The sequence below is a fragment of the Flagellimonas rhodophyticola genome, assembly GCF_049332665.1.
Taxonomy (GTDB): domain Bacteria; phylum Bacteroidota; class Bacteroidia; order Flavobacteriales; family Flavobacteriaceae; genus Flagellimonas.
Genome location: NZ_CP186326.1, coordinates 308,506 through 325,552, shown reverse-complemented (window position 1 = coordinate 325,552; position 17,047 = coordinate 308,506). Strand labels below are relative to the sequence as shown.

The following is a 17,047-nucleotide window of genomic DNA, read 5'->3' as shown; positions in this document are numbered from 1 at the left end:
CGAAAAAAGAAAGCTTATTTGGACAATTCAAACTTAATATTGACAGAAGTTTCAACTTTTATCTTCTCAAAGTCGATATCCAACGGTTCAGCTTCGGCCATATCCATCGACATTGCTTTCATCTCCATTCTTGGAGCTTGATTGTATCTGGGGTAATATGGTGTTGAGGTATCCAAAATATGAATTGCCCCTCCAACTTTTTGACCTAAAGGAGCTGTTAAGGCTTCCGCTTTTTTCTTGGCTTTTTTTACAGCCCGGGATTTGAGTTCTAACTCCAATTCATCCATTTTGGAGTATTCCGTTTTCTCAAGATAAGTATTGGCAATATCCAACTTTTCAAGGGCTACCATAACTTCGCCTGCCTTTTTTCCAGAGTAGACCAACAGCGAATATTGCTTGCTTTTGAGCACGGCTTTTTGTCGTAAGAAATATTTTTTGAAATTGCTACTTAAATCTTTGATTACCAATTGCTTGTCTAAATCTATGCCAAGCCCACGTAGACTTTGTGCCATCTTGTTCTCTTGTTCCTCGACCGACTTTCGCCCTTTGGAATCTTTTTCTTGAATGGTAATACTTAAATAGATTTTATCGGGAGTGACCAAGGTGTCGACCCGTGCTGAGGTTTCCAAGTAAGGAATATCTAAAAAGTTTTTGGTTTGTGCAGAAGTAGCCATAACAAAGCTGAGGAAAATTAAAATGGTTAATGTGTTTTTCATGACATGAAATTTATTTAAAGGTAATTACTTTGAAAGTGGAAGCAAAACGTATGCCGTTTTATCATCCCCTGTATTTTACCTAAAGGAAGAGTCCCTAACTATTAGGTTGGTTTTTAGTTCTATGGTTTTTGTCATCAAATCATCTTTCGGGTTTTCAATCTCATCGATAAGAGATTTGACAGCGGTGCGACCTATTTTATTGCCAGGTTGATCAACGGTAGATAAGGGCGGGGTAATTATGGTGGAACTGGCAGAGTTGCTAAAACCGACAACCGCAATTTCATCAGGGATTTTTATTTTAAACTTGTTTAAGGCTTTAATTACTCCTATTGCCGCACTGTCTGTAATAGCAAAAATGGCGTCCGGACGTTTTTTTAAGCTCAATAGCACATTGGCCATCCTTCTCCCTTTGGTCATTGAAATGTCCTCAGTACTTAAAATTATTTTTTCATCCACAGGAATACCATGTTCTTCCAAAGCCCGAAGATATCCTTGAAACCTTTTTTTGGAATTGTAGGATTGTTCAGTTTCCTTTATTATAGCTATCCTTTTTTTTCCAGTGTTTATAAGGTGTTCCACGGCATTATAGGCTGCTTCTTCCTCGTTAATTACAACCTGGGTACATGGAATTTTTCCTGAGACCTTATCGAACATTACCAGGGGGATTCTGTTTGCAATTTGAATGATATCATTTATTGATTTTGTTCTTCGTGATAGGGCCAAAAGGATACCGTCCACACCGAATTGTATCATGGTTTTTAGCATCTCCGATTGTTTTTTGTCATCATTTTGGGATTCTGAAATAATGACCCTATATCCTAAATTTTCTCCTTCATCCAATATGCCTTTTAAAATTGTAGTCGTAAAGTAGTGTGAGATGTTAGGGACAATTACACCCAAAATGTGGGTTCGCTGACTGCGAAAACCGCTCGCAAAAAGATTGGGGACATAATTATGCTTGTTAGCCAATTGCTGAACTTTTTCTTTCGTATCACTACTGATATCTGGATGATCATTCAATGCCCTTGATACCGTTGATATTGAAAGACTTAAATCTCTGGCCAATTCCTTTAGGGTAATGTTCCGCTTCTTTTTCATCGATGATAAAGGTAAAATTCAAGATTGATAAATCGATTACTTTAAATTGCAAACGTTTCCGCAAACGTTTGCATATCAAATTGACAATTAAATCTTCAAATCATTTGGATATTCAAATAAATTTAGCTCATTATTCATGAATACCTCAATCTAATTCAAAAAAATAGTATTAACAACTCAATGATTATGAGAAACTTTTTAATCGCGATTGCGGCCTTATTTTTCTCAGGTACGGCTTTCGCACAAACAGAAATAACAGGAAGTGTTAAAGACGCTTCAGGGATTCCCATTCTGGGAGCCAATGTTTTGATATTGGGCACAGCGGAGGGAACAACCTCTGATTTTGACGGCAACTTTTTATTAGCGACTGATTTAACGGGAAATCAAACCATTCGAATCTCGTTTATTGGGTTTACCGCAGTGGAAGAAACAATTGATTTGAGTGGCGCCTCGGGCAATTTGGATATAGTACTGCAAGAAAGTGGCCAACAATTGGACGAAGTTGTGATTACGGCGTCCAGCACATTTAGGTCACAGAAACAAGCACCGTTGTCCATTAGCTCTAAGAAAATTGCTGAAATAACCAAGCTCTCAGCAAATAGTCAAGCCGATATTTTAAGAGATGTGCCCGGAATCACCGCTGAAGGTGGTGGTGGTGAAACGGCTACAAACTTGTTTGTAAGGGGACTTCCCTCAGGAGGGCAATATGTTTTTAATCCATTGCAATATGATGGCATGCCATTGATGAGCACCTTTGGATTAAACTCCTCGGCACATGATGTGTATGCGAGACCCGATATTGGCTTTAAGGGAGTTGAATTTGTGCGTGGTGGTGCCGCTGTGTTATATGGAGCAGGATCCGTTGCGGGTATCATAAACTACACAAGTAAAACTGGAGATACCAATCCAGGAAGCGTAATTAATGTTGAATGGGGAAGTCGCGGAAGATTAAAAACCGACTTCTACACCGGCGGTAAACTGGGAGGAGAAGATTCCAATACATTCTATGCATTTACTGGTTTCGTAAGAAAGGATGATGGCCCCATAGAAACAGGATTGGATACAAGAGGTGTCCAATTTAGGGGGAATATCAAAAAACGGTTTGACAAAGGGTCATTCACGTTACACGGTCAATTTATAGATGACAAGGCACAGTTCTTTTTACCATTACCATTAGAAGGAGGGTCTAGAACCCGTTTGGCAGGAAATGATGGAGAGGACGTGGAACAACTATTATCGGGAGAATTGGCGGAAACATCATTTCTTACTCCAGGAGGGGTTTACAAAAGCCCAATAGAAGACGGAGTGGCTACACAAGGGGGGTATGTAATGGGAGAGTTCCTATATAGTTTTACCGATGATTTAAGGTTTAAATCAAAAATTAGATATGCCAATTACAAACATGATTTTGCACTTTATGTTGGTGGAAATGGAGATTTTGGAAACCCGATTACCTTAAACAACTATATTTCTGAGATTGCACCGGGAAATCAAGGTTTTAATGCCACATATCAAGGTGGAAGTGGAGATCAAATTAATGGTGGTGACTTGGTTGTTGAAAACCTACACATTGACCGTTTACGTCCAATGACAGACTACTCGGGAGAAGTAAACCTTATTTATAAATCACCTAACGGGAATCATACCTATACAGTTGGTAGCTTTTTGTCCAGAACGGAAGCAGAAGATGTGAATTATCAATATAGAGTTTTGTCAGAGTTTAATAATAATCCACGTCTCGTCAATTTAAGTTATACAGATGGAACAGGCGCCAATGTTATCTTCTCTGATGGAGGTATTTACAATCGTATTGGAATGACTTCCAACAGATTTTTAACCCAAAGCAGAACAGCATTCTACCTTACTGATGAAATGGTTTTTGACAGATGGCGTTTTGATGTTGGGTTACGGATTGAATCCACCACGGGAACATTTAATAATGGAGGATTGGAAGAAACTGAAGTATACACTGATCCTGAGCTTACGCCCGAGTTAAGAAATGTACGTTTCGCGGATGGTAGTTTTACAACTGCGGAAATAAACGCCACCGACTGGGCTGTTTCACTTGCAGGATTGTATGAACTGACTGAATCGACCAATTTGTACGCAAACTTTTCTCGAGGCTTCTTCTTTCCACAACAAAGAGGGTTTGCACCAACACCTGGTATCCGTGAATCAAATTATGAGGCCGAAACTATTCTTCAAGGTGAAGGTGGTTTAAAGTTTGGGACATCTTCATTTTCAGGATCAGTAGCGGGATACTATGTGACATTAAAAGATCGAATTCGAATTGATCAAGCCATTGTTGGAGGACAGTTGGTGGATCAGGGCCGAAGCGAACAAACTACCAGGACTTTAGGTCTGGAGGCGACTGGTAATTATAGATTTGATGATAATTGGAGCCTTCGAGGAACTGCAACATATCAAAATCATGAGATTACCAAAAATGAAACAACTGATTTGACCAACGGACAGGTTTCAACAATAAACGAAGGGAATGAAATTGGAAGACAGCCCAACTTTCTGGGAAGTCTAGGATTGAATTTTGATGATAGCAGTTTTGATGCAAACTTTACCTTGAATCATACCGGAAGTAAATTTACGGATGATGGTAATAATGTGGAATTGGATGCGATAACCATTGCCCGCTTAGGAGCAGGATATACTTTCAGGACAGAAGACGTAAACTCGGTAAGATTGGGCTTTTCCGTTTTTAACTTATTCGACAGTGAAGGACTGACAGAGGGTAACCCAAGAGCTGGAATTGCCGGTCAATCTGCGGATGGAGAATTTTTCTTTGGAAGACCAATTTTGCCTAGACGAGTTTTCTTGACTGCAACGTTCAATTTTTAATGATTAAAAAATAGTTTAAGTTAGGTTTAAGTTCATGCAGCATATTGGCGGCTGAAGGCCGTCAATATGTTTTTATATTTTATCTATGAAAGAACAGTTGATACATAAGGCCATTGAAGTTTTGGAGAACAACTTTCAAAAAGAAGGCTTTACAATTCCCAGTAAGGGACTATACCCGTTTCAATGGAAATGGGATTCAGGATTTATTGCCATTGGTTTTGCCCATTACGATGTGAAGAAGGCTAAAAAAGAAATTGAAACCCTTTTGGATGCACAATGGGAAAATGGCTTTATACCCCATATCATTTTTCATACAGAAAGTGACACCTATTTTCCAGGACCCGATTTTCATCAATCCGAATTGCATCCAAAATCATCAAAAAAATATCGCTCCACCGGAATGACCCAGCCTCCCGTAACAGGGTTTATTTTGGAAAGACTTCTACAAATTTCCGAAGAGAGTGATGATATGTTGGATTTTGTCAAGGAAAATATCGATAAGGTTTTTGAAAACCATCGCTATTTTTATGAAAATAGGAATTGGCAAGATGAAGGCTTGGTGTATATCTATCACAATTGGGAATCCGGAACAGATAACTCGCCAATGTGGGATGATATCTGGTCTACTATGGATCCGCCCGAATACACTTTTGAACGAAGGGATACTACACATGTTGATCCTGCTCAAAGACCTTCAAAAAGGGAATATGACCATTATTTATACCTCATAGATATAGCAAAAAAATACAACTATGACGATTCCAAAATAGCGGAGCATTCGCCTTTCGTGGTTTTAGATCCACTTTTTAATGCTGTCTTGATACGATCCAATGAAGCACTTATTAAACTGTATAAGCAAATAAATGGAAGTAATGAAAAGATAGCGTACCTCCAGTCAATGCAGGAAAAAAGCATTCAAAGTTTAAACTCAAAACTCTTTAATTCCGAGATGGGTGCTTATCTACATTTTGACGCTAGGAACAACAGACAAATACCGTATGTCTCATCATCATCCTTTGCGCCGCTTTTTTCAGGAGCGCCAAGCAAGCCGCAAGCCGATATTGTAGTAAAGACCATGCTTCACAAATTTGGAGATGCAGATAGATACTTATGTGCATCCTTTGATCCTACGCATGAAAAGTTCAATCCAAGAAAATATTGGAGAGGACCTGTTTGGATTAATTTGAACTGGATGCTATACCATGGACTAAAAAGATATGGATATAATGACGTGGCGGATAGGATAAAGAGAGATTCCATAGACTTGATAGAAAACCATGGCTTTTTTGAATACTTTGACTCTAGAAAGAACAATCCCGATGAAGAAAAAAATGGATATGGGGGGGATAATTTTTCCTGGAGCGCGGCATTGCTTATTGACCTTTTAAAAGACAAGCCTTAATATTTAAGATGATGCAGCTCGATTTCACCGAAGACTATGTGCTGGAAAATAGCAGAGTAAGGTTAGAACCTTTGAATGAAAGACATATTTCTCTTTTAGAGGATATTTCGAAGGAAGAAAACCTATGGACCTATTTTTTAGGAGCCTCTGGTGGCAGCAAGGACTTCGGGAACTATATACATCGGGCGATTGAAGGAAGAAAGGAGCAACGAGAATATCCCTTTGCAGTTTTTGACAAAAACAAAAATGATTATGCAGGTAGCACCCGCTTTTTCGATTACCAACAAGAGCTCAACACCATAAGACTGGGATACACTTGGTACGGACAAGATTATAGGGGTACCGGTCTAAACAAAAACTGTAAGTACTTGGTATTTGAGTTTGCTTTTGAACGTATTGGAGTCGAAAGAGTAGGGCTTGGAGCCCATGCCGAAAATGAGGTGAGCTTGGCTGCAATGGAAAGTGTGGGTTGTAAAAAGGAAGGTGTGGTTCGCAATCTTTTCCCATCCATCCATGGAAAGGGGAGGTCAGATGCCATTTTATTAGGGATCCTTAAACAAGAATGGAATGATTACGCAAAAAGAGACTTAAAAAATAAATTATGAATTATATAGACTATATCATCATTGTAACTTATCTCATAGGATTCTTGGGAATTGGTTATTTCTTCAAGGAAAATAATAGCTCTGGAGATTATTTTTTGGGAGGTAGGAGTATGGGATGGTTGCCTTTGAGTCTATCGACAATGGCCACTCAATTATCAGCCATTAGTTTTATTTCCGCTCCAGCATTTGTTGGGTTGAAAGAAGGCGGTGGGTTACAATGGCTCACATATGAGTTTGGAGTTCCTTTGGCCATGGCATTTCTTATGGTTGCCTTGATACCTACCTTGTACAAATCTGGAATAGTCAGTGTCTATGAATATTTGGAAAAAAGATTTGATGCCTCTTCACGCTTGCTCATTAGTTTTGTTTTTCAAATAAGTCGTTCCGTGGCTACAGGGGTTATGGTTTATACCATGGCATTAATTCTTCAAGCTACCACGCAAATTGATTTTTGGATATCAGTTTTAATAATCGGAGCAATTACCTTGGTATATTCCTTTCAGGGAGGAATGAAAGCTGTCATTTGGGGAGATGTAATCCAGATGATCATACTCTTTCTCGGCATTGTGATATGTTTAATATATGGCATTAGTGAGTTGGGAGGTTTTGAAAATTTTCTGACGCATGTTGACAAAGACCGCATAACGGCTGTCGATTTTAGCAAATGGGGTTTTAACAATGCGGATAAGAATGATGAGTTTGGATTTTGGCCGATGGTAATTGGTGGATTTTTTCTTTACGCTTCATATTATGGAACGGACCAAACTCAATCCCAAAGGTTATTATCTGCAAAGGGAATGCCCACCATAAAGAAACTGCTGCTCGCGAATGGACTTTTTCGATTTCCATTAACATTAACCTATTGTATCATGGGATTGGTACTGGGGACCTTACTACTTCAAGATGTAGGCTTTCAAAACTTAATGGATTCTGTATATCAGGCCAACATAAGTTCTTTAGAAGGTAAAAAAGCAGATTTAATGGTTCCAGTTTTTATTATTAATTATTTGCCCAATGGGATTATAGGAATCCTTATTGTAGCTATTATGTCGGCAGCTATGTCTTCTCTGAGTTCTACTGTGAATTCCCTTTCAGCAGTTACGATGGAGGATTTTGTTAAGCGGTTCAAACCTAATATGGAAAACAAAAAGTATGTGTTTACTTCCAGACTCTTCTCTCTTTTTTGGGGAGTGGTTTGTCTACTCTTTGCCTTTTTCGCAGGAAATATCGAGGGCACGGTAATAGAGGTTATCAATAAGATCAGCTCTGTTTTTTATGGTCCCATATTAGCTGTTTTTATTTTGGCAATCTTGACCAAGAAAACACACGCCCTGGGAGCAAATATTGGAATAATTGTAGGAGTATTGTTCAACATGTATTTATGGCTTTATGTTCCCCAAGTGTTTTGGTTTTGGTGGAATGCCATAGGATGTTTGGTTACCATTGGGGTTGCGATGTTTATTAGTAGTTTGATCAAAAGAAAGGCCAACGAAGGGTTAGAGGTGGTATATTCCGCATCCAAAAAAGAAGTTATTGTTTTAATGGCTTTCTTTGTGTTAATAGTCATACTGAGCATAATGCTTCCAGATATGCTTTCCTAAAAACAACTAAATGAAGTTTGTCCTAGCTCCGGATAAATACAAAGGGTCATTAACAGGTCAACAGTTCTGCGAAATTGTTGCAAAAGGTATACGCAGAGTGTTTCCAAATGCAGAAATCAAGCATATGCCTTTGGCTGATGGTGGCGATGGAACAATGCAAGTGGTACAACATTATTTACAAGCTTCCAAAGTTGAGGTGATGGTCAAAGACCCGCTCTTTCGGAATATTGAATCAGGATACCTTATTTCAAAAGAAAAGAAAATAGCATTTATTGAAATGTCGGAAGCCTCTGGCTATAAACTCTTGACTAAAAGTGAACTGAACTGCATGAACACCACCTCTTTTGGGTTGGGGCAATTAATTGCCCATGCCATAGAACAAGGAGTCAAAGAAATTGTTTTGGGTATTGGCGGAAGCGCTACAAATGATACTGGAATGGGAATGGCCTCTGCCTTGGGATATCAATTTTTAGATGAAAAAGGAAATCAACTTTCACCAATAGGCGAAAACTTGGCCCAAGTAGCCAAAATTGATGATTCAAACGTACTTCCGGAGCTTGAAAATATTAAAATCAAAGTCGCCTGTGATGTGAACAACCCGTTCTACGGAAAAGATGGCGCGGCTTATGTCTATGCACCCCAAAAAGGAGCTTCCCCTGAGGAAGTTGTTTTTTTGGATAAAGGATTGCAGCATTTTGCCAAGGTTGTTCATAGGCAATTTGGGATAGCTGTTCAGGATATTCCTGGTGCCGGAGCTGCAGGTGGAATGGGAGCGGGAACAAAGGTCTTTTTAAATGCGGAATTGGCTTCGGGGATAGATTTAATAAAAGAAATGGCAGATTTTGATGCTGCCATTGACGGTGCAGATTGGATTATCACCGGTGAAGGGCAACTAGATGGTCAAACCCTTTCCGGAAAGACTATTGATGGTGTACTGCAATCAGCCAAGGCAAGGAAAATTCCCGTAGCTGCGCTCTGCGGGTCGGTTTCAGTTTCTTTAGATGAGATGGAAGCTATGGGATTGCAATATGTTACTTCAATACTAAATGAAATTGGAACTTTAGATGAGGCGAAGCAGAACAGCTCTCAAAACTTGGAACTGGCGGGCTATAATTTTGCCAAACTTCTAAAACAAGCACAAAAGTAGCTGCTGGAAGGCCCTATTTATAGGATTTTCTCATTTTAAATTCCAACGACTTTTTTACGGGTGGCCATTCGTTGTCTAAAATGGAAAAAATCACAGTATCTCGTATAAGTCCATTATGGTCAATTCGATGATTTCGTATAATTCCCTCTTGTTTGGCACCTAGTCTTAAAATGGCATTTCGAGATGGATGGTTATGAAAATGTGTTCTAAACTCCACAGCTATAGTGTTAAGCGTTTCAAAAGCATGAGATAGCAAGAGATATTTACATTCCGTATTGATGCCCGTTCGTTGGGTACGCTTGGCGTACCAAGTGGCACCAATTTCTACTCGTTTATTTGCAGCATCAACATTGAGGTATCGAGATGTTCCCACAATGTCACCGGTTGCTTTTTCAACCACAACAAATGGAAGTGCCAAACTGGCCCTTTGCTCATCTAAAACTGCCTTTACATAAGTTTCTACTGTATCCTTGGAAGGAACGGAAGTATACCACAACTCCCATAGGTTGCCATCAGATGCTGCTTCTAATAAAGCCTGAATGTGGGAGGTTTCCATGGGAATTAGTCTGACCAAGTTTCCTTCCAGAACTATTGGGTTCAACCAAGTTTGCATGCCAATCGATTTTAGTCTCCAAAGATAACTTTATTGTCTTTCCAAACTGTATATTTTGTTCGGATACAATGCCCGCAAGGTCTGTATCCTTCTTGTAAAGCTTCTTCTTCTGAACCGAAGAAAACACGGTTTGCTACTTTCATTCGTTTGCCCGATTTGCAATGTAGCAGCCCATATATTTTTAACTTCTTATTACCGGCCCATCGTATTTTTTGATGTTTTAGAGCTAGAAAAAGCTCAGATGAGGTCAACTCTTGGTGCGAATTCATATTAAGAAGTGGCATCATGAAAAATGATTCCCAAAGTGTTGCGTTCCCCTGAATGAACTTTGCTGACCCCATGTTTCATAGCCACTCTGTAATACCCTCTTTTACCTTGAATAGGTCTATAATTAGTGGTAAATAACAACATAGATCCTTTTTTGGGCCGGAGAACAATGGCTTGCGATTGAGCTCTCGGAATTTGTTGTGTTAGGACAAACTCGCCTCCGGTATAATCCACATCACTTTCATTTAAAAAAAATACAGCCTGGATAGGAAAATAGACTTCCCCATACAAATCCTGATGCAAAGTATTGAATCCTCCTGCTCCATATTTTAAGATTAGAGGCGTGGCCAAATGTTGCCCATTGCCAGCGCAAGCGGCTCGAAGTTCGGCCAATGTGGACGGAAAAGAAATATCTATTCTCAAATTACGCATCCATTGGTTGGACACTGGCACTAATTTTGGGTAAATACAGGTTCGCAGTTGATGAATTAAATCAGGTAAAGGATATTGAAAATATTTGTACCTCCCTTTTCCAAATCGGAACCGTTCCATATCAACAACCTTTCGATACAATTTGGGATTCTCATATGCTTTGATGAACTCACTGCAACTTTCGTTATCCAATATATTTTCAATGACGGAGTAGCCTTGTTCGTGTAATTCCTGCTGAACACCTTCCCAAGGTATTTCAGCTAGTTTTCTTTCAAGATTCTCCATTATTCGACGTGTGCTGCTTCCCATCCAATAATAGCCGTCTTACGAATACTGTCCCAACGATAGCCACCAAACCCTCCAGAGGATTGGATAACCCTATGACATGGTATTAAGTAGGCAATAGGATTACTACCAATTGCCGTCCCAACAGCTCTAGAAGCTTTCGGCTTGTCAATCATCTTGGCAATTTTTCCATAAGTAGTGAGGTTCCCTTTAGGAATTTTAAGCAATGACTCCCATACCTTTAACTGAAAATCCGTTCCCTTTAAATGCAATTTGATGTCGGAAACCTGGCTCCAATCCTTCCCGAAAACCATGAGTGCATTGGCTTGCATTTGATCAACCCTTTGGTGATACTCCGCTCTGGGAAATTGAGTTTTTAACTCATACAATCCTTTTTCCTCGTCCTCTGTAAATGAAATATAACATACCCCTTTTGGGGTTGAAGCAATAACAATAAGTCCAAATGGACTTTGCGCGTAACTGTAATTGATGTTCAGATTTTCTCCATCATTTTTAAATTCTCCTGGTGTCATTCCTTCTATAGAAATGAACAAATCGTGCAAACGACTTGTACCTGACAATCCAGTATCGATGGCAGCATCAAAAAGGGTTGCATTATGCTCTCCCAAAATCTTTTTTGCATGCTGGACGCTTATGTATTGCAGAAATTTTTTAGGACTGATACCTGCCCACTCCGTAAACATACGTTGAAAATGATATGGGCTTAGATGTACCTTTTCGGCAATTTCATCCAAAGAAGGTTGTTCCTTAAAATTGGCATTGATATGGGCAATGGCCTTGGCAATTCGTTTGTAATTTATGTCTTCTTGACTTTCCATAACATATAATTTGTTTTCCAAAAGTATTGCCAACTTCCTTCGTTCAAAACCCGATTCTTGCTATCTTGACATCCATCAAAAAATAGCCAAGTAAATCCAATGTTGCACTAATATAGCATGAAGACTAAGAACTTTTTGGCACTATTGACCACAATTGCCATTGTTTTGGGCATATTGATCTATTGGAGGGAATATGCCACCCGAGATCAAGTAACATTATTGCATGTAATATCATGGCAAGCACTTATTTGGATACCCTGGATTTTGATGTTTTTAATGTTCAAGACTCTAGTTGAAAAGTTTAGGAAAATCTCATATGGAAGAGCGCTTGTTGTTGGCATAGGGTTCCTATGGATTGCACTGCATTTTGGCTGGTTTTTTAATCTGAGTTCGACCATAAGTCCATATTTGGACTTACCTGGTTCCAAGTTTGGGGTGTACCGATATTTTTTTGTGTTTTGGACCTTAATCGATTTCGGGATTTTATGGTTCGTGATTGACAAGCTTTGGTGGAATAAAGAAGAAAAAATGGCTTCTACTTTGCTTTTCGAACTGACAAGGGGCGGCAAAAAACACTTTTGTGAACCATCACAGATTCACTGGTTGGCAGCGGAAAATTATTATACCAAATTGTTTACAACAGAAGGGGTTTTTCTGATGCGTAAGCCACTGAAATCATTCCATGACATACTTCCTGGAGATACCTTCAAAAAGATTCATAGATCTACCATTATTAATGTTGACTTCGTATCAGAACTTGCTAGAGGTAATGGAAGCACCCTTGAGGTTATTATGAAAGATGGGACCAAGCGTCGGGTGAGCAAAAGTTTTATTAAGGACATCACACACTTTTTTAAGGACAGAACATATTAAGTCCATTCGCTGACAAAAACAGGTCCGTTTACTGCAAAACTCAGTTTGCTTCTATGGTATTGGGTAAGTTTAGGTGTTGGAATTATCCATCAAATTCTTCAGTCAAAATCAAAAAACGGAAAAAATATGCCCTCTTATTCGATAACGGTAAATTCTGAAAAAAAGGAAATATTTGCTGACGCGGACACACCAATACTCTGGGTGTTGCGCGATATTTTGGACTTAACAGGAACCAAGTATGGGTGTGGACAAGGTCTATGCGGTGCCTGCACAGTATTGTTCAACGGAAATCCCGTTAGGTCCTGTTCGCTAACAGTGGAATCTGCTGTCCAAGGAAACATCACGACTATTGAGGGAATTTCAGCAAACAATGACCATCCCGTTCAACAAGCTTGGATGGAACTAGATGTCCCGCAATGCGGATATTGCCAATCTGGTCAGATTATGAGTACGTATGCTTTACTTTCCAAAAATTCTAGTCCCAACGATGACGAAATAAATACGGCACTTTCAGGTAATATTTGCAGATGTGGCACTTACGAACGCATTAAAAAAGCGGTAAAGTCAGCATCCAATAAAATAAATGGATGATGCGTCTGACCCTCTTTTTCATCTTGATTTTTTGTGCCGCTAAGTTGGCAGCTCAGGATTTTTCCTTTAAAAGTTCGGACTTAGCTGCACCGGAACAAGGCTCAAGAGGAGTTGCCATTGCCGATTTGGACGGAAATGGCTTCCTAGACATTATTGTCGCCAATCAGGTGGATTCAACCTTGCTATTGGGAAATACAATACTATTTAATGACGGAAACAAATTTAGTAGAACCCCGATTGCGGAAAACAAGGTCCAAGCCTGGAGCGAATCCGTTCACACCGCAGACGTGGATAATGACCAAGATCTTGATATCTTTTTCACTACACAATTTGGAGTTCCGAACCTTCTTTATCTAAACAATGGAGAAGGAAATTTTTCAGTTGGAACAGCAGGTGATTTGACCTCCGATGATACCAACTCTCCGGGAGCTTGTTGGTGCGACTATGATTTGGATGGTGACATGGATGTTTTTGTAATAAATCGGGATGGTGAAGACGATATTCTTTATGTAAATAATGGAGGCGGAACATTCAAAAAGAAGAATTCTGGGCCATGGAAGGACAACAAAGGGGATGGAAGAGCATGCGCTTGGGGTGATCTCAATGGAGATGGATACCCAGATCTCTATGTGACCAATTTTGTGGTTAAAAGCAACGGGAAATTCACCGGAAAGCACAGAAACTACCTGTATTGGGGTTCGGCTAAAGGAGAATTTACGGAACAGACCAAAGGAGTTTTGGTAGAAGAACTAAATGCTTCCTATGGGGTTTCCTTTGTGGATTATGATTACGATATGGACTTGGATATTTACGTGACCAATGTCTCTGTTTCTGATGAAAATGCATTGTATCAAAACTCTGGATCTGGTGTTTTTGAAAAAATGACAGATAGCGGGATTGCTTATGAGGTAAGACGACCATCAAAAGGACAAACCTGGGGGGATTTTAATAATGATGGCCAACTAGATCTTTACGTGGCTAACGGAACGGAAGGGTATCCAGAAATCCAAAATTTTCTTTTTGCAGGTATACCTAACCATTCTTTTAAAATGATTTACAATGCACTCCCAGCAGTTGATGGACATATTTCCGCTGGAACCGCTTCTGGGGATATAAACCGAGATGGATACCTGGATTTATTCGTTTGCAATTGGGGAGGCGAGGCAGAACCTAACGACTGTTATATCAATCAAAAAAAAGGAGATAATTGGGTTGTTTTTCAACTCTCTGGAATAGAATCCAACAGTTACGGAATAGGCACTTGGATTAAACTTACTACTTCCGATGGAGCTGTTCAAACAAGATACCTTATTCGAGAAACAGGTTATGGAAGTGAAAATGCTCCAGAAATCCATTTTGGGTTAGGGACAAAGAAAATAGCAAAGGTTGAAATCATTTGGCCTAATGGCGTAAAGCAAGAAGCAATAAATCTTGACGGTAATCGGATATATCAGGCAATAGAGGGCAAGCAAATTAAACAGGGAGGGCAATGAAAAATACACTTGGAAGAAGAAATTTCATCAAACTAACGGCATCTGCCAGTGGGGCGCTTGTGGTTGGGATACATTTTCAATCGTGCAAGACTGAAAAAATACCAGCGGAAGATTTTGAATTTTTACCGCTGGTTACCATAGACACTGAAGGATTGGTGACGCTGATTGCAAAAAATCCAGAGGTCGGTCAGGGAGTCAAAACCTCACTGCCAATGATTTTGGCCGAGGAATTAGGGGCGGATTGGAAAAAAGTAAAGGTGATGCAAGGGGATTTTAATACCCTATATGACGAGCAATGGGCTGGTGGAAGCTATGCCATTATTTTGAATTGGGATTTGATGCGAACCGCTGGCGCCAAAGTAAGGTTTGCCCTTATCGCGGCTGCTTCCCAAAAACTTAATGTACCCACTACAGAACTTGTAAGCAAAAATGGGGAGGTGATTCACCAAAGTTCAGGTAAATCCATTCCGTTTGGAGATTTGGTGGAGCAAGCATCGAAGGTACAGCTGCCCGAAGAAGTTGAATTCAAACCCATTGATTCATATGATATAGTAGGTCAGCCCATACCTCAAGTCGATTTAGATAAGATGGTTTCCGGACGGATGGAATACGGAATTGACATTAAGCGACCCGGGATGGTATATGCCACGGTGCGAAAGAACCCGGTATTCGATGGTGGTATCGCAGAGTTTGATTCCACCGAGGCAAAAGCTGTGGATGGAGTAATCGAAGTAATAGAACTGGATAATAAGAAATATGGCGGAAGACTCATTGGGTCCAATAGCCCAAACTTTGTAAACGGTGTGGCGGTTATTGCCAATTCGACGTGGGCAGCATTTAAGGGAGCGGAAAAACTAAAAGTGGTTTGGGATAATTCGGAATCCCGAAATGAAAACACCGATGAAATATTTGACCGTTTCCGAGCCCAGCTCTCCAACACTTCCATAGAAAGGGAAGACGGTAATTTTACCTTAGCCAAAAGAGAGGCCGCTTCTACTTTGGAAAGGGTATACGAAGTCCCTTTTTTAGCCCATGCAACTATGGAACCTATGAACTGCACGGTGGATTTCCAGAATGGTTTTTGTGAAGTTTGGGCACCAACACAGAACCCAGAGGCCCTGCAAGAAGGTCTAACCAAGCTTTTTGACCTTAAACCCGAACAGATAAAAATTCATCTACCACGAAGTGGTGGGGCATTTGGGAGACGATATTATGTGGATTATGCCATGGATGCGGCAATAGTATCGAAAGAAATTGGGAAGCCGGTCAAACTGACCTGGACGCGTGAAGAAGATATACGGCACGATTGGTATCGCCCTGGAAGTATGCAAAAATTATCAGCCACGCTCGACAGTGATGGAATGGTTACGGGATGGCAGCATATTTTGTCCAATGCCTCCCGCAAAACATCTTTAGGTCGTGAAGGTAAACCCGCAGGTACAGAAATCGATGAGTATGAGTTTCCAGCAGGATTTGTCCCCAATCTACGCTTTGAATACGGCCATGTTTTAAGCGATGTGCCTTTAGGGCAATGGCGTGCGGTGGCACCTGGAGCAAATGCATTCCCTATTCAAAGTTTTCTGGATGAACTAGCATTCAAAAACAATATGGACCCCATCGATTATTTCTTGAAATTCATTGGTCCAGCACGAATGGTGCCGGTTGTTGGTGAATATGAATTTGACAATGAACGATTCATAAGGGTGATAGAAAAGGTTAGAGAGAATTGTGGCTGGGGTTCATCATTGCCCAAAGGGCAGGGAAGAGGTTTTGCAGCGCGTAAAATGTCAGGGTCTTTTATTGCAGAAGTGGTAACGGTTGAGGTATCACAAAAGAACGAAGTTAAAATTCTGAGTGTGGATGCCGTTGTTGATTGTGGAATCGTGGTGAACCCATCAGGGGCTAAAGCGCAGGTTGAAGGCGCTATTTTAGAAGGACTTTGTGCTGCCATGTTTGGCGAAATCACATTTAAAGATGGAGCTACCGAACAATCCAATTTTCATGATTATCGATGGATGCGGATAAATGAAGTGCCTGAAATGAACATTGAGTTCATTAAAAACGACCTGCCACCACGAGGTTTGGGAGAACCGCCCTTACCTCCAGCGATTCCGGCATTGACCAATGCCATTTTTGCCGCAACGGGGCAACGCATTCGGAAATTGCCCGTAGTTGGTAATTTTGATGCTTGAGTTTACTTTTTGGGGTATCTTTAAGAAAGCATCGACACCA

Annotated in this window: 15 protein-coding genes; 9 read left to right on the top strand and 6 right to left on the bottom strand. The window is 40.2% G+C overall.

Going from position 1 to position 17,047, the window contains the following annotated elements:
* Window positions 1-14: 14 nt before the first annotated feature.
* Window positions 15-716 (bottom strand): SIMPL domain-containing protein, encoded by a 702-nt coding sequence (locus tag ACOKFG_RS01440; protein ID WP_298792211.1) that lies wholly within the window; start codon window positions 714-716, stop codon window positions 15-17.
* A gap of 75 nt (window positions 717-791) precedes the next feature.
* Window positions 792-1,814 carry a LacI family DNA-binding transcriptional regulator gene (locus ACOKFG_RS01435; RefSeq protein WP_299487382.1) on the bottom strand — a complete coding sequence of 341 codons (1,023 nt, stop codon included), beginning with the start codon at window positions 1,812-1,814 and terminating at the stop codon, window positions 792-794.
* 186 nt (window positions 1,815-2,000) lie between these two features.
* Between ACOKFG_RS01435 and ACOKFG_RS01430 the strand changes: the two genes are divergently transcribed.
* From ACOKFG_RS01430 to ACOKFG_RS01410, 5 genes are all read left to right on the top strand, one after another.
* Window positions 2,001-4,667: a TonB-dependent receptor gene (locus tag ACOKFG_RS01430; RefSeq protein WP_422861734.1), complete on the top strand. Its 2,667-nt coding sequence runs from the start codon at window positions 2,001-2,003 to the stop codon at window positions 4,665-4,667.
* An 85-nt stretch (window positions 4,668-4,752) separates the two neighbouring features.
* Window positions 4,753-6,069, top strand: coding sequence for an MGH1-like glycoside hydrolase domain-containing protein (locus ACOKFG_RS01425; protein ID WP_422861733.1), 1,317 nt, complete (start codon window positions 4,753-4,755; stop codon window positions 6,067-6,069).
* An 8-nt stretch (window positions 6,070-6,077) separates the two neighbouring features.
* Complete coding sequence (locus ACOKFG_RS01420; RefSeq protein WP_299170574.1) at window positions 6,078-6,674, top strand: GNAT family N-acetyltransferase; 597 nt, start codon at window positions 6,078-6,080, stop codon at window positions 6,672-6,674.
* Window positions 6,671-8,275, top strand: a complete 1,605-nt coding sequence (locus ACOKFG_RS01415; protein WP_422861732.1) for a sodium:solute symporter — start codon at window positions 6,671-6,673, stop codon at window positions 8,273-8,275. The genes ACOKFG_RS01420 and ACOKFG_RS01415 overlap by 4 nt, the downstream gene beginning before the upstream one ends.
* Before the next feature lie 10 nt (window positions 8,276-8,285).
* Complete coding sequence (locus tag ACOKFG_RS01410; RefSeq protein WP_422861731.1) at window positions 8,286-9,422, top strand: glycerate kinase; 1,137 nt, start codon at window positions 8,286-8,288, stop codon at window positions 9,420-9,422.
* Between the two features lie 13 nt (window positions 9,423-9,435).
* On the opposite strand, the gene ACOKFG_RS01405 is transcribed toward ACOKFG_RS01410, so the two are convergent.
* The 4 genes from ACOKFG_RS01405 to ACOKFG_RS01390 are packed head-to-tail and all read right to left on the bottom strand — an operon-like array spanning window position 9,436 to window position 11,858.
* Entirely contained in the window at window positions 9,436-10,035 is a 600-nt protein-coding gene (locus ACOKFG_RS01405) for a GNAT family N-acetyltransferase (RefSeq protein WP_422861730.1), read from the bottom strand.
* 11 nt (window positions 10,036-10,046) lie between these two features.
* Entirely contained in the window at window positions 10,047-10,304 is a 258-nt protein-coding gene (locus ACOKFG_RS01400; RefSeq protein ID WP_422862174.1) for an Ada metal-binding domain-containing protein, read from the bottom strand.
* A gap of 1 nt (window position 10,305) precedes the next feature.
* Window positions 10,306-11,019, bottom strand: a complete 714-nt coding sequence (locus tag ACOKFG_RS01395; RefSeq protein WP_422861729.1) for a 2OG-Fe(II) oxygenase — start codon at window positions 11,017-11,019, stop codon at window positions 10,306-10,308.
* Window positions 11,019-11,858, bottom strand: coding sequence for a methylated-DNA--[protein]-cysteine S-methyltransferase (locus ACOKFG_RS01390; protein WP_299487389.1), 840 nt, complete (start codon window positions 11,856-11,858; stop codon window positions 11,019-11,021). Before ACOKFG_RS01390 ends, ACOKFG_RS01395 begins: the two co-directional genes overlap by 1 nt.
* A 117-nt stretch (window positions 11,859-11,975) precedes the next feature.
* On the opposite strand from ACOKFG_RS01390, the gene ACOKFG_RS01385 reads away from it, so the two are divergent.
* From ACOKFG_RS01385 to ACOKFG_RS01370, 4 genes are all read left to right on the top strand, one after another.
* A complete protein-coding gene (locus ACOKFG_RS01385; protein ID WP_422861728.1) occupies window positions 11,976-12,731 on the top strand; it encodes a LytTR family DNA-binding domain-containing protein in 756 nt (251 codons plus the stop codon).
* A 126-nt stretch (window positions 12,732-12,857) separates the two neighbouring features.
* Entirely contained in the window at window positions 12,858-13,322 is a 465-nt protein-coding gene (locus tag ACOKFG_RS01380; RefSeq protein WP_422861727.1) for a (2Fe-2S)-binding protein, read from the top strand.
* Window positions 13,319-14,815: a CRTAC1 family protein gene (locus ACOKFG_RS01375; protein WP_422861726.1), complete on the top strand. Its 1,497-nt coding sequence runs from the start codon at window positions 13,319-13,321 to the stop codon at window positions 14,813-14,815. The genes ACOKFG_RS01380 and ACOKFG_RS01375 overlap by 4 nt, the downstream gene beginning before the upstream one ends.
* Window positions 14,812-17,007 (top strand): molybdopterin cofactor-binding domain-containing protein, encoded by a 2,196-nt coding sequence (locus tag ACOKFG_RS01370; protein ID WP_422861725.1) that lies wholly within the window; start codon window positions 14,812-14,814, stop codon window positions 17,005-17,007. Before ACOKFG_RS01375 ends, ACOKFG_RS01370 begins: the two co-directional genes overlap by 4 nt.
* The last annotated feature ends 40 nt before the right edge of the window (window positions 17,008-17,047 follow it).

Excerpts from the sequence above, each read along its gene's own strand:
- ACOKFG_RS01440 (WP_298792211.1), bottom strand. The coding sequence starts at position 716 with ATGAAAAACACATTAACCATTTTAATTTTCCTCAGCTTTGTTATGGCT.
- ACOKFG_RS01435 (WP_299487382.1), bottom strand. The coding sequence starts at position 1,814 with ATGAAAAAGAAGCGGAACATTACCCTAAAGGAATTGGCCAGAGATTTA.
- ACOKFG_RS01430 (WP_422861734.1), top strand. The coding sequence starts at position 2,001 with ATGAGAAACTTTTTAATCGCGATTGCGGCCTTATTTTTCTCAGGTACG.
- ACOKFG_RS01425 (WP_422861733.1), top strand. The coding sequence starts at position 4,753 with ATGAAAGAACAGTTGATACATAAGGCCATTGAAGTTTTGGAGAACAAC.
- ACOKFG_RS01420 (WP_299170574.1), top strand. The coding sequence starts at position 6,078 with ATGATGCAGCTCGATTTCACCGAAGACTATGTGCTGGAAAATAGCAGA.
- ACOKFG_RS01415 (WP_422861732.1), top strand. The coding sequence starts at position 6,671 with ATGAATTATATAGACTATATCATCATTGTAACTTATCTCATAGGATTC.
- ACOKFG_RS01410 (WP_422861731.1), top strand. The coding sequence starts at position 8,286 with ATGAAGTTTGTCCTAGCTCCGGATAAATACAAAGGGTCATTAACAGGT.
- ACOKFG_RS01405 (WP_422861730.1), bottom strand. The coding sequence starts at position 10,035 with ATGCAAACTTGGTTGAACCCAATAGTTCTGGAAGGAAACTTGGTCAGA.
- ACOKFG_RS01400 (WP_422862174.1), bottom strand. The coding sequence starts at position 10,304 with ATGAATTCGCACCAAGAGTTGACCTCATCTGAGCTTTTTCTAGCTCTA.
- ACOKFG_RS01395 (WP_422861729.1), bottom strand. The coding sequence starts at position 11,019 with ATGGAGAATCTTGAAAGAAAACTAGCTGAAATACCTTGGGAAGGTGTT.
- ACOKFG_RS01390 (WP_299487389.1), bottom strand. The coding sequence starts at position 11,858 with ATGGAAAGTCAAGAAGACATAAATTACAAACGAATTGCCAAGGCCATT.
- ACOKFG_RS01385 (WP_422861728.1), top strand. The coding sequence starts at position 11,976 with ATGAAGACTAAGAACTTTTTGGCACTATTGACCACAATTGCCATTGTT.
- ACOKFG_RS01380 (WP_422861727.1), top strand. The coding sequence starts at position 12,858 with ATGCCCTCTTATTCGATAACGGTAAATTCTGAAAAAAAGGAAATATTT.
- ACOKFG_RS01375 (WP_422861726.1), top strand. The coding sequence starts at position 13,319 with ATGATGCGTCTGACCCTCTTTTTCATCTTGATTTTTTGTGCCGCTAAG.
- ACOKFG_RS01370 (WP_422861725.1), top strand. The coding sequence starts at position 14,812 with ATGAAAAATACACTTGGAAGAAGAAATTTCATCAAACTAACGGCATCT.